7 protein-coding genes are annotated in these 12,748 nt (G+C 73.7%); 6 read left to right on the forward strand and 1 reads right to left on the reverse strand.

Annotated features, from left to right (window positions below):
• The first annotated feature begins 41 nt into the window (after positions 1–41).
• From WME98_RS37060 to WME98_RS37080, 5 genes are all read left to right on the forward strand, one after another.
• Positions 42–596 (forward strand): chemotaxis protein CheW, encoded by a 555-nt coding sequence (locus WME98_RS37060; protein WP_437946378.1) that lies wholly within the window; start codon positions 42–44, stop codon positions 594–596.
• Positions 593–1,591 carry a CheR family methyltransferase gene (locus WME98_RS37065; protein ID WP_437946379.1) on the forward strand — a complete coding sequence of 333 codons (999 nt, stop codon included), beginning with the start codon at positions 593–595 and terminating at the stop codon, positions 1,589–1,591. The genes WME98_RS37060 and WME98_RS37065 overlap by 4 nt, the downstream gene beginning before the upstream one ends.
• Positions 1,570–3,249: a methyl-accepting chemotaxis protein gene (locus tag WME98_RS37070; RefSeq protein ID WP_437946381.1), complete on the forward strand. Its 1,680-nt coding sequence runs from the start codon at positions 1,570–1,572 to the stop codon at positions 3,247–3,249. The genes WME98_RS37065 and WME98_RS37070 overlap by 22 nt, the downstream gene beginning before the upstream one ends.
• A gap of 199 nt (positions 3,250–3,448) precedes the next feature.
• Positions 3,449–4,606 (forward strand): CehA/McbA family metallohydrolase, encoded by a 1,158-nt coding sequence (locus WME98_RS37075; protein ID WP_437946383.1) that lies wholly within the window; start codon positions 3,449–3,451, stop codon positions 4,604–4,606.
• Positions 4,607–4,866: 260 nt separating this feature from the next.
• Entirely contained in the window at positions 4,867–6,945 is a 2,079-nt protein-coding gene (locus WME98_RS37080) for a sulfatase-like hydrolase/transferase (RefSeq protein WP_437946384.1), read from the forward strand.
• Positions 6,946–6,970: 25 nt separating this feature from the next.
• On the opposite strand, the gene WME98_RS37085 is transcribed toward WME98_RS37080, so the two are convergent.
• Complete coding sequence (locus WME98_RS37085; RefSeq protein WP_437946386.1) at positions 6,971–9,712, reverse strand: MXAN_6577-like cysteine-rich protein; 2,742 nt, start codon at positions 9,710–9,712, stop codon at positions 6,971–6,973.
• A gap of 331 nt (positions 9,713–10,043) precedes the next feature.
• Here WME98_RS37085 and WME98_RS37090 point away from each other — a divergent pair, with 331 nt between their 5' ends.
• Positions 10,044–12,569 (forward strand): DUF3656 domain-containing U32 family peptidase, encoded by a 2,526-nt coding sequence (locus WME98_RS37090; RefSeq protein ID WP_437946388.1) that lies wholly within the window; start codon positions 10,044–10,046, stop codon positions 12,567–12,569.
• Positions 12,570–12,748: the final 179 nt, after the last annotated feature.

The following is a 12,748-nucleotide window of genomic DNA, read 5'->3' on the forward strand; positions in this document are numbered from 1 at the left end:
GCGCAGGGCGCCCGTTTCCCCTCTCTCTCCCTGGAGGCGTCATGATGTCCGACGCATCGAGCCCCGTGTCGCAATATATCTCCTTCATCATCGCGGGGGACGAGTACGCGCTGAACATCGTCCGGGCGCGGGAGATCGTCGAGCACAGCCGCACATCGCGGGTCCCGATGATGCCGGCGTGCGTCGTCGGCGTCATGAACCTCCGGGGCCGCGTCGTGCCGGTCATCGATCTCGCGGTCCAGCTCGGGCTGCCGCCGACGAGGGTGAGCCGGTGGACCTGCGTGCTCATCGTCGAGGCCGAGCTCGACGGCGAGAACACCCGCCTCGGCCTGCTCATCGACGGCGTGGGCGACGTGCTCACGCTCTCCGAGGACGAGATCGAGCCCGCGCCGGCCTTCGGCGCGCAGGCGCGCGCGGATCAGCTGCTCGGGCTGGCGAAGGTGGGCCAGAAGCTCGTGCTGCTGCTCGACATCGACCGCATCCTCTCGCCGGCGGAGCTCTTGGCTTCGACGGCGCTCGGCGCCGCGGCCCCCGGGGCCCCGCCGGCGCTCCCAGGCAGCCACGGGGCGCCGGCCGGCGAAGGGGACAGGCCATGATCTCGATCGCCGAGCCGAGCCCGCGCACGCTCAGCGACGAGGAGTTCGCGCTGTTCCAGAAGCTCGTCAAGCGCCTCTCGGGCATCGCGCTGGGCCCGCAGAAGAAGCCGCTCCTGCTCTGCCGCCTCGGGCCCCGGCTCCGCGCGCTCGGGCTCCGCAGCTTCGGCGAGTACTACCGCCGCGTGACCGCGGCGGGCGACGAGGGAGAGCTCGTGCACATGCTCGACTGCATCTGCACGAACGAGACCCATTTCTTCCGGGAACGCGAGCAGTTCGAGCTGCTCGAGCGCGAGATCCTCCCGGCGTGGCACGAGGGCGCGGGCCACGGAGCGCCCCCCGCGCGCGGCCGCCCGCTGCGCGCCTGGAGCGCGGCCTGCTCGACGGGAGAAGAGCCCTACTCGATAGCGATGGCGCTGCTCGACAGCCTGCCCTCCCCGGATCGCCGCGACGTGGCGGGACGGACGCCGCCGCCGCCGCGGGCAGGCGCCGCGTCGACGGGCGCTCCGGGGATCTCCATCCTCGCGACGGACCTGTCCTCCCGCGCGCTCGACCAGGCGCAACGCGCGGTGTGGCCGATCGAGCGGGCCTCGGAGATCCCGGAGGAGCGCCTGCGCACCTACATGCTCCGCGGGACGGGCGCGAGCGCGGGCCTGATGAAGGCCCGACCGGAGCTGCGCGGGCTCGTCACCTTCCGGCGCTTCAACCTGCTCGACGCGGCGCCCAAGCGGTTCGGTCTGTTCGACCTGATCTTCTGCCGGAACGTCCTCATCTACTTCGACGCCGCGACGAAGGCGTCGATCGTGGCGAGGCTCATCGCCAGCCTCGCGCCGTCAGGATACCTGTTCCTCGGACACGCCGAGGGCCTCCACGGGGCGGACCACCGCGTGCGATGCGTCGCGCCATCCGTTTATCGGCTCCAGCCCCCGGCGGGGCTCGAACGGAGCCGCAACACACATAGCCCGGAGCATGCATCATGCTTGCGCACATCGGAGTAGGCCGGAAGCTCTACCTCGGCTTCGCCGCCATGGTCGTCATCGTCCTCGGACTGGCGGGCATTGCCTACAAGAGGTTCGCGGAGCTCGACGAGGCCCGCTCATGGGACCAGCACACGTATGAGGTGATGCTCGCGGTGAGCGATATCACGGAGTCGCTGCTCGAAACCGAGACAGGGGCGCGCGGCTTCGCCATCACCGGGATGGAGTCCTTCCTGGAGCCGTACCGCAGCGGGCGCGACCGGTTCGACAAGGGCCTGATCCGCGCCCGGGAGCTCACCAGGGACAACCCGCGCCAGCAGATGCGCCTCGACAAGGTCGACAAGGACCACGACGAGTGGCTCTCCTCCGTGCTGGAGCCGACCATCCAGCACCGCCGCAGCGCGGACGAGGGGAAGGTGCCGCCGGATCGCGCCGCCGAGGACGTCAGGCAGGGGCGCGGGAAGGGCCTCATGGACCAGATGCGGGCGACGCTCAAGGAGATCGACGACGAGGAGGTCGCGCTCCTCGCCCAGCGGCAGGCGGCGACGAACGCGCTCGTCGCGACGATGTACGTGACGCTGCAGATAGGAGGTCTGCTCGCGCTCGTCGTCGCCGTCGTGCTCGCCATCATCTTCAGCCGGATGGTCCTGCTGCCGCTCAACCAGGCGGTGTCGCTCCACCAGCGCATCGCCGGGGGCGACTTCACGGGCGACGTCACGGTGAAGAGCTCCGACGAGTTCGGCCAGATGCTCGGCGCCGTGAAGGCCATGTCGGAGCGCCTGGCGGGCCTCATCGGCGAGGTCCGGGGCGGCGCGGTCTCGGTCTCCTCGGTCTCGGTGCAGCTCTCGGCGACAGCGCAGAGCCTGTCGCAGGGCACCAGCGAGCAGGCGGCGTCCGTGGAGGAGACGATGACCAGCCTGCAGCAGCTGAGCGGCACGATCGCGAAGAACGCCGCCAACTGCAAGCAGGTCGAGGAGACGGCGCACCGGAGGACGAGGGACGCGGAGCAGAGCGGCCAGGCGGTCCGGGAGACGGTCGAGGCGATGAAGGCGATCACCCAGCGGATCGTGATCATCGAGGAGATCGCGTATCAGACGAACCTGCTCGCCCTGAACGCCGCGATCGAGGCGGCGCGCGCGGGCGAGCACGGCAAGGGCTTCGCCGTGGTCGCCACGGAGGTGCGGCGGCTCGCCGAGCGGAGCCGCGACGCGGCGAAGGAGATCGGCTCGTTCGCCGCGTCGAGCATCATGGTCGCGGAGCGCTCGGGGCAGCTCATCGCGGAGCTCGTCCCGTCGATCCGGGAGACCGCGGAGCTGGTGCAGGGCGTCGCCGTGGCCTCGAAGGAGCAGTCGAACGGCGTGGCCCAGATCAGCGGGGCGGTGGAGCTGATAGAGCAGGCCACGCAGCGCAACGCGGCGATCGCCGAGGAGCTCGCCAGCACGGCAGCCGAGCTCTCGGCGCAGGCAGAGCAGCTCCAGAACGTGATGGCGTCGTTCCGCCTCTCGCAGGAGAGCGACGGCGACCCGGGCCACAAGCCGTCGGCGCCGGGGCGTCTATCGGACCGCCACGGCGGTAAGGGGCTGTGGAGGCCGCCGCAGAAGGGCCGCCCGGGCGGCGGCGCATCGAGCAACGGGCGCGCGCTGCACGCCACGGGCGATCACGACTTCGTTTCGTTCTAGCTCCCCCCGACCGGAGCCCGGCCAGGGATGGCCGAGCTCCGGCGCCGCTTCGCGGCGGCTCGCGCGGCCTGGCTGACCTGGCTGACCTGGCTGACCTGGCCGACCTGCCTGAGCTGCATGACCTGGCTGACTCGCGGCATGGATACGTCGCTACCTCCGCATGGGCCACGCTGCGCGACGCGTGCTACAATGAGGCCCAATGTCGCGCGGCTCCGACCCGACGCCGAGGATGGCCGACCTGGTGGTGAAGCCCGCCACGGTGAAGCGATGCGCGCGATGGGCCGCGGTGGCGACGGTCGCGGCCGCGCTCGCGGCGGTGCTCGGGCGCGCGGGGACGAGCCAGGACGTGGCTCCGACGGGAGCGCTCGACATCTCGCGGGAGCCGTTGCCCTCGCGGGCGCCGCGCTTCGTCCAGCAGCTGGACGTCAGCGTCTTCCAGCGCGGCAACCTCCATGCGCACTCCGCCCGTTCCGACGGTGACAGCCCGGCGCAGCTCGTGTTCGCCTGGTATCGCGACCACGGCTACCAGTTCCTCGCGCTGACGGATCACAACAACTACCTCGACGTGACGCGCCCTCCTGCCTCGCAGGTGCAGGATTTCCTGGTCATCCCCGGCGAGGAGGTGACGATGGCCGCCGCCGGGCAGCCGGTGCACGTCAACGCGCTCTGCACGAAGCGGCGGATCGGCGGCGGGACCTTCCGCACCGCGCGGGCCGCGCTCGCCTGGGCGACGTCGGAGATCCTGGCGCAGGGGGGCGTGGCGCTCGTGAATCACCCGAACTTCCACTGGGCCGTCGAGGCCGAAGACATCGCGGGGGCCGAGGGCGCCCAGCTCGTCGAGATCTTCAGCGGTCATCCGCACGTGCGGAGCGACGGCGACGCCACCCACACCTCCGCGGAAGAGAAGTGGGAGCAGGCGCTGTCGTCTGGCCAGCCGATCGCCGCGGTCGCGGTCGACGACATGCACTCGCTCACCGGCGCGGACAAGCACGTGCCTCAGGTGGGACCTGGCACCGGGTGGGTCGAGGTGTTCGCCGAGGAGACGTCACAGGCGGCGATCTGCGCTGCCCTGGGCGCGGGTCGGCTCTACGCCTCGTCGGGGCCCAGGCTCACGCGCCTCGTCGTCGCGTCGGACACGTTCACGCTCTGGGTCGAGCCCCCCGACGTCATGGTCGAGTTCCTCGATCGGTGGGGCGTGCTGCTCGAGGCCACGCCGGCGACGGCCGAGGCCGAGATGTCAGGCGCGGCCTACCGCGCGAGCTATCGGCTCCGCGGCCCCGAACAGTACGTGCGCGCGCGCCTGACGGCGCCGGACGGGTCGCGCGCCTGGACGCAGGCTTACTGGGTCGCGCGCTGACGTCGGCGCGCGGCGGACCGGGGGCGCGCCGAACAGCGCAGCGCGGCGCGCGCGACGGCCGGGCGACCGGGCGGCACCGTGGAGAGCAGGGAGAGCGCGCGGGGCCCCACGAGGCGACGCCGCTTGATGAACCCGGCGCCGTTTCCTACGCTCGCGACGGCGTGCCTCGGACATCACTACACGCCGCTCAGCGCTGGATTCTGCGGCTCGCCCGGGTTCCCGCGGGGCGCAGGCGATCGCGCGACGAGCTCGCGCGGTGCGTGTCGGCGGGCGTCGCGGTCGGGCTCGGCGCGGTGGCGGCCGATACCGCCGTGCGCCACGACATCACCAGCGTCGCGCTGGCTGGGCACCTCAGGGCCGCCGTGGGCCTCTACGTCGCCGTCGGCGCGGGCCTGGGGCTGGCCGCCTGGGCGCTCGTCACCCTCGTGCGCCTGCTCGCGACGCCGCTCGAGCGGCGGGCGCCGCGGGCCGCCGAGGTCGCGCGGGCGGCGGCCTACGGGTCGATCGCGGTCGCGGCGCTCTCGAGCACCGTCTTCTGGGTGTTCTCCGGGCGCCTCGCGCACGCCGGCGCGCTGGGCACCCTCGGCCCCTACCTCGCGCTGACCGCCGTCGGCCTGGCCGCGTCCACGGTCGCGCTCGTCCACGGCCGCGCCCTGCGCGCGGCGGACGCCGAGCGCGCGGGCGGGTCCGCGGTGGCGGCGGCGACGGCGGCCGCGCTCGCGATCCTCGGGGGCGCGCTCGTGATCGTGGACCTCACCGTGCTCGTGGCCATCTACAGGCGCGTGCACACGGCCCTCGAGCTTTGCGGGGCGGCGCTGCTCGGGTGCGCCTGCTTCGCCGGGCTGACGCTCGCCGCGCGGCGCGCGCGGGCGCGGGCCACGATCCGGGCGGTCGCCGTGGCCGCCGCGGTGTGGGTGCTCTTCCTCGCGTCGTCGCCCAGGCTGCGAGGCTGGCATCAGGAGGTGCTGGCGCACACGGGCCGAGACCCCGTCTACGTCGGGAGGATGCTGCGCCGCATCGAGCTGGCGCAGGCCATCCTGCGCGGCGAGGACGTCGCCGGGATGCGCGCCAGCCGTGTGGAGGCGCTGCGCGAGCGGTACGACGTCGACCAGCCGACGCGCGACCCCCGCTGGGACGCGGGCTGGAGCGATCGGCCGGGCGCGGGCGCGGCCGGCTCGGGGGGACGCGCGCTCGCGGCCGACTTCAACGTCCTCGTCTACTACGTGGACAGCCTCCGCAGCGACGTCGCTTACGACGAGGAGGTGATGCCGAACGCCGCCGCGCTGTCGCGCCAGGCGGTCCGATTCGAGCGCGCGTACTCGACGGGCTCCGACACGCTGCGCGCGCTGCCCGGGCTGCTCGGCGGCAGCTACGACGGCCTGGCGCGCAGCCCGGGCAGCCTGCTGGACCTGGCCAAGCGCCTGGAGATCCCGACCACCCTGTTCATCCCCGCCTCGGCGGCCGACTTCATCTCCCTGCTCCTGCCGACGTTCGCGTTCGATGAGACGTATCGCCTGCCCGACCACGCCCGCGGGGGGGTCTGGGGCTACGGCGCCGACCAGCCGACGGCGGGGTCTATGGTGGACCAGACCCTGTCCTGGCTCGCCCAGCGCGGCTCGCAGCGGTTCTTCGCGTGGCTCTTCAACTTCGATGTCCACAACTGGCACGAGCTCGATGGCACGTACGTCGAGGGCGCCGCCGAGCGCTACCACGTGCCCGCCGAGGGTCGCTGGAACTGGCGCTACCGGGTGGTGGCGCGGAGCCTGGACGAGCACCTCGGGCGGCTGCTCCGCGGCCTGGAGGAGCTCGATCTCGCCGACCGCACCCTCGTGCTCTTCGTGTCGGACCACGGCGAGGCGCTCGGTTACCGCGGGTTCTGGCCGCACTCGACCTTCCTGTGGGAGTCGCTCTTGCGGGTGCCGCTGGTCCTGCGCGTCCCCGGCATCCCACCCATGGTCGTCGAGGAGCGCGTCTCGCTCATCGACGTGGCGCCGACCATCGCCCAGCTGCTCCTCCCCGATCCGCCCATGAACGGATACCACGGCGAGGATCTGCTCGGTTTCCTCGATCCCGAGCCTCCCCCGCGCCGGCTGCCGTTGCTCGCGACGGCGGTCTCGGACCAGCAGGTCGCGCGCGTGGGCATCCTCGATGGGCGCTACAAGCTCGTCTTGCCGTTCGAGTGGGGCGCGCCCGAGCTGTACGATCTCGCCGCCCCGGATCCGGACGAGGTGGACGTCTCCGCGGCTCACCCCCGCGAGGCGCTGCGGCTGATGGGCGCGCTCCTGCGATCCCCCGTGTTCCTGGCCGCGGAGGCCGAGCTGGAGCGGGCGAGGAGGTGAGCGCCGCCGCGCGGCGCTGCGCGGATCAACGCTCTATGTTGAGCTCGTAATGCCCGTATTCCATGTATCCGTCGATCACGATGACGACGGTCTGCCCTGCTTCGAGCGACACCTTGAGCTCCGACACGGGCTCGAACCAGTCCTCGCTCGCCACGTCGTCGTTGCAGGCGAGCTCCTCGCCCCCGCAGCTCCCGTCGAAGACGGCGAGGACCGTGTCGAACTCCGAGCCGAAGGTGTCGATCGTGTAGGTCCCCGCCTCGGGCGCGGTGAACGAATAGGCCACGTCGGGCGCGTCCGAGCCGCCGCAGCTCGCCTCCGCGACGTCGTGGCCTCCCTCGGTCGTCCCCGCCGCGCTCAGGGGGACGGAGGGCTCCAGCGCGGCGGGCGCCGCGCACGTGCCGGGGCCGTCGAACTCGCTCACGGTGAGCGTGTAGTCGCCGCCCTCGCCGCTCGCCTCGACGCTGATCAGGACCGTCTGGCCGGCGTCGAGCCGCACGATGGCGCTCGAGCTCCGCCCGGCGCTCTCACAGGCGATCTCGTCGCCCCCGCACCTGCCGTCGCGCACGGACAGGACCGTCTCGACCGTGGAGCCGGCGGTGTCGATGTCGTAATACCCCTCCGCCGGCGCGGTGAAGGCGTACGTCGCCTCGCCGCCGGCGCCGGCGCCGCACGCGGGCGTCAGGATATCGGCATAGCCCTCGTTGTTGCCCGTGACCGTCTGAGGGACCGAGTCGCCGAGATCGAAGAGCGGGCAGGGCGGCGCCTCCTGCTGGGTGACGCTCAGCGTGTACTCGCCGCTCGCCTCGTAGCTGTCCACGGACACGACCACCGACTGACCGGCGTTGAGGAGCACGCTCAGCCGCGAGTGGGTGAGGGCCCCCGTGGGATCGGCGTTGTCGTTGCACTTGAGCGAGGGGCCGGCGCACGAGCCGTCCCGCACGTCGAGGAGCGTGTCGAACGTCGAGCCCTCCGTATCGAAGGTATAGAGAGCGTACGCCGGGGCGGTGAACAGGTAGGTCGCCTCGGGGCCCCCGAAGTAGCCGCATCCGGGCGCGAGGATATCGCTGAAGTCGGCGGTCGTGCCCGTGACCGTCTGCGGCGCCGTCGAGCCGAGATCGATGATGGGACACGCGAGCTCGGTGATCTCGAGCGCGTAGTCGCCCGCCTCTCCATAGCTGTCGAGCAGGATGACCGCGGTGTCGCCGGACGCGAGCGGGACCGCGGCCCGCGCGGGCTGCGACGTGCCGTCGAGGCACGTGACGACCTCGCCCGCGCACCCGTCGCGGCGCACCTCCAGGAGGGCGGGGAAGCTCGAGCCCGTCGCGTCGAACATGTACACGCCGTCGTGCGGCGCGGTGAAGCCGAACGTCGCCTCGCCGCCGCTCGGGGCCGAGAAGCACGGCGCGAGCACGTTGGGGAGCTCCTCGTTGTTCCCGGTCACCGTCTGCGGGACCGTCGAGCCGAGATCCACCCCCGGGCACGCCGGGGCCTCGAACACGTCCAGCGTGAACTCGCGCATGGCGGTGACCGGGCTCGCCACGGCGACGAGCACCGTCTTCCCAGCCTCGAGCTCCGCGACCGCGACCGACGCGCCGAAGCCGAACTGGCATTGGAGCGAATCGCCGGTGCAGGTGCCGCCGTCGAGGACCTCGACGAGCAGCTCGGACACGGCGGCGCGCGCGCTGAAGACGTACAGGCCCGTCTCGGGGGCCGTGAAGGTGTAGGTGGCGTCCAGGCTCGAGGTGTAGTCGCAGGTGGCGAGCACCGAGTCCTCGAGCCCCACCGTCGAGCCCACCACCGTCTGCGGGACGATCGGATCGAGCGCGGTCGGCGTGCACTGGACCGGCCCCGGCTCGCCCACGCGCAGCGTGAAGTCGCCCTCCGCGCCGCTCACCACCACGAGGATGGGCTCGCCCTCGGCGAGATCGACGGCGATCTGCGACTGGACGCTCCCCGCGTCGTCGTTGCAGGCCAGCTCGACGCACGTGTCCGCCCGCAGCGCCCCGAGCGCGGTGTCGTGCGAGGCCTCGAAGGTGTCGAACAGGTAGGTCCCCGCGCGCGGCGCGGTGAACAGGAACGTCTGATCGGCCGCGCCCGACCCCGCGCAGCTCAGCGAGCGGCTGTCGTCGGCGCCGAGCGTGGTGCCGCTCACCCGCTGGGGGACCGCGGAGCCGATGTCCTGGGACGGCTCGGCGCTGCACCCGCAGGCGCCGCCCTCGCACGGCCGGCCGGGGTCGCAGGCGCGATCGCACTGGCCGCAATGCAGCGGATCCGCGGTGAGGTCGACGCAGGCGCCGGCGCAGTCGGTGAGGCCCTCCAGGCAGGTCCGCCGGCACAGGGCGTCGACGCACGCCCGGCCCGGCTCGCAGGCCGAGCCGCATTGGCCGCAATGGCTCGGGTCGGTGCGCGTGTCGACGCATTCTCCGTCGCAGCGCTGCATGGCGCGGTCGCCGCCGCACGCCGGCCCGCTGCCGCCCACGCCCGCGGAGCCGCTGCCTGAGCCCCCGCCGCCGTCGCCCCGGGCCTCGCACGCGCCGGCCACGCACGCCTCATCGACCGAGCACGCCACGCCGCACGCGCCGCAGTTCGAGCGGTCGGACCGCAGCGCCACGCAGACCCCGTCGCAAGCAGAATACGGAGCATCGCAGAGGGCCGCCGGCGGGCTCACGTCGCCGGCGCACGCGGAGGTCGCCGCGAGCAGCGCGGCTGGCAGCCAGAGCACGGCCGGCGAGAGCGCGTACCCGAAGCGAAATCCGTCTCTGGTCATCGGCATCCCTCTGCGGCATGCGCTGCCCTGGCGCATGGGCGGGCGGGAAATGCAAGGATGAAGAAAAGATTCTGAGTTCTCTCTTCCTCTGTGTCCTCTGTGCCTCTGTGGTTCATTCTCTCGGGGTTTCAACCCGTTCGGTGTCCTGGCCGATCGTGCCCCACCTCGGGAAGGCAGGTCAAGGCGCTCCGGCGCGCCCGAGCCCGCCGGAGAAGGCGCTTTCCTGCTCTCTTCGCCGTCGCGCGCGCGACGGCGAGCCGGCTCATCGGTTCTTCGGGCGGCCGCTCGTGCGAGAGGGACAACCGCGCCGCCCCTTGCTAGAACGCCGCGGATGATGCGGCCTGCGCGCCCTGAAGTCCTCGCCCCGGCCGGCGATCGCGCCGCCCTCGAAGCCGCCGTGCGCGGCGGGGCCGATGCCGTCTACTTCGGCCTCCGGGGGGGCGCCGCGGGCGGCGGCGCGGCCTCGCCCTTCAACGCCCGCGCCCGCGCCGCGAACTTCGACGCGGCGGAGCTCGCGGAGACGATGCGCTTCCTCCACGCCCACGGCGTGAAGGGCTACGTCACCCTGAACACGCTCGTGTTCGACGACGAGCTCCCGGCGGTCCGCAGCGCGATCGAGGCGTGCGCCGCGGCCGGCGTCGACGCGGTCATCGTGCAGGACCTCGGGGTGATGCGCCTCGTGCGCGCGCTCGCGCCCGGCCTCCCGATCCACGCCTCCACGCAGATGACCTGCACCGACGCGGCCGGCGTCGAGCTCGCGCGATCGCTCGGCGCCGCGCGGGTCATCCTGGCGCGGGAGCTCTCGCTCGACGACATCGCCGCCATCCGCCGGGCGACCGACGTCGAGCTCGAGGTCTTCGTGCACGGGGCGCTCTGCATCGCCTACTCGGGGCAGTGCTTGACGAGCGAGGCCATCGGCGGCCGCAGCGCCAACCGCGGCGCCTGCGCCCAGGCCTGCCGCCTGCCGTACCGCCTCGTCGTCGACGGCGCGCTCCGCGACCTCGGCGACGCGGCCTACCTGCTCTCGCCGGAGGATCTCGACGCCACCGACGTCATCCCGGACCTCGTCGCGCTCGGCGTCGCCTCGGTGAAGATCGAGGGGCGCCTCAAGGGCCCCGAGTACGTGGGCGCCACCGCGCGGCTGTACCGCGCCGCCATCGACGCCGCGCTCGGCGACGGGCCCGGCCCCGGCGCGCTCGACCGGGAGGCGGCGCTCCAGGCGTTCTCGCGCGGCTCGGGGCCCGGCTTCCTGCGCGGCGTCGACCACCAGCGCCTCGTCGACGGCCGCACCTGCGATCACCGCGGCATCGAGGTCGGCGAGGCGCGCGGCGCCTCGCGCCGGCGCGGCCACGAGGTCGTGGTCGTGCGCGCCGCCCGGCCGCTCGCGCGCGGCGAGGGGATCCTCGTGGAGGGCGGCTTCGCCGGCGAAGGCGAGATCGGCGGCCGCATCTGGGGCCTGTGGGCCGACGGCCGCGAGGTCGAGCGCGCGCCGGCGGGCGGCGACGTCGAGGTGTGGCTCGGCCCGGACCGGCGCCTGCCCGACGACGTGCTGCGCGGCGCGCGGACGCTGCGCGGGCGCCGGGTCTTCCGCACGAGCGACCCTGCCGGCGCGCGCGCGGTCCGCGAGGCGCTCGAGCGCGCCCCGCGCCGCGTGGCGCTCGACGTCCGCCTGGAGGGCCGCCTCGGCGAGCGCCCGCGGCTCTCGGCGGCGGCCGAGGGCGGCGCGTCGGCCGCCGTCGAGGTCGACGCCCCGCTCGGCCGCGCCGATCGGTCGCCGCTCGACGAGGCCACGCTGCGCCGGCAGCTCGATCGGCTGGGCGACACGCCGTTCGTCCTGCGCGGCGTCGCGCTGTCGCTCGACGGGCCGGCGCTCGTGCCGCCGTCGGCGCTGAACCGCGCCCGCCGGGCGCTCGTCGCGGCGCTCCTCGAGGCGTCGCACCGCCCGCACGCGTGCGCTCCGCCGCCGGACGACGGGCTGCTCGCCGGCGCCGTCCCCCCGGCGATCGAGCCGCCGCCGCCCGGCCTGTTCGTGCTGTGCCGCAACGCGCGCCAGGCGCGCGCGGCGCTCGACGCCGGCGCGAGCGGCGTCTACCTCGATTTCCTGGAGATGGTCGGCCTCGGCGCCGCGGCGCGCGAGCTCATCGCGGCGGGGGCCTGGGTGGCGGTCGCGCCGCCGCGGATCCGCAAGCCGGGCGAGGAGAAGATCGACCGGTACCTCCTCTCGCTCGGGCCGGCGGCGATCCTGGTCCGCAGCCTCGGCGCGCTGCTCGACGCCCCGGCGGGCGCGCCGCGGATCGGCGATTTCTCGCTGAACGTCACGAACAAGCTGGCCGCGCGCGAGGTCCTCTCGCGCGGGCTCGCGGCGTTCACGCCGTCGTTCGACCTCGACGCCGCGCAGCTCGTCGCGCTGCTCGACTCGCCGTTCGCGCCGTTCGCCGAGGTGGTGGTGCACCACCCGATGCCGCTGTTTCACATGGAGCACTGCGTGATCGCGGCCGCGCTCTCGGAGGGGAAGGATCATCGCACCTGCGGGAGGCCGTGCGAGGAGCACGCGCTGTCGCTGCGGGATCGGGCGGGGATGGATCACCCCCTCGAGGCGGACGTGGGGTGTCGGAACACGGTGTTTCACGCGGCGCCCCAGAGCGCGGCGCACCTCGTGCCGAAGCTCGCGAAGGGCGGCGTACGGCGGTTCCGGATCGAGCTCGTGCGCGAGGACGCGGAGGGGGCGCGGCGGGTGGTGGAGGCGTACCGGCGGCTGCTCGCCGGGGAGGTGGCGCCCGCGGAGGTCGCGCGCGGGCTGCGGGTCGAGGGGAGCTATGGAGTCGTGCGGGGGTCGCTGCGGGTGCTGCAGGCGTGAGCGGCGGCGGGGGTGACTTGAATGGCGCCCCCCCGGAACGCGCGCGGGCAGCGGACGCTTGATGCCCTCGAGTGTCGGCGGAGCCGACGTTGCCAGCGCCAGCGTGAGCGAGGTCGCAGCCCTGATCGAAGGTCGGGCCGGAGCCGGGCCGGGGGCGCGGAGGGGAGCGGGCGCTCCGG

It is taken from the genome of Sorangium sp. So ce296 (assembly GCF_051529605.1).
GTDB lineage: Bacteria > Myxococcota_A > Polyangia > Polyangiales > Polyangiaceae > Sorangium > Sorangium cellulosum_D.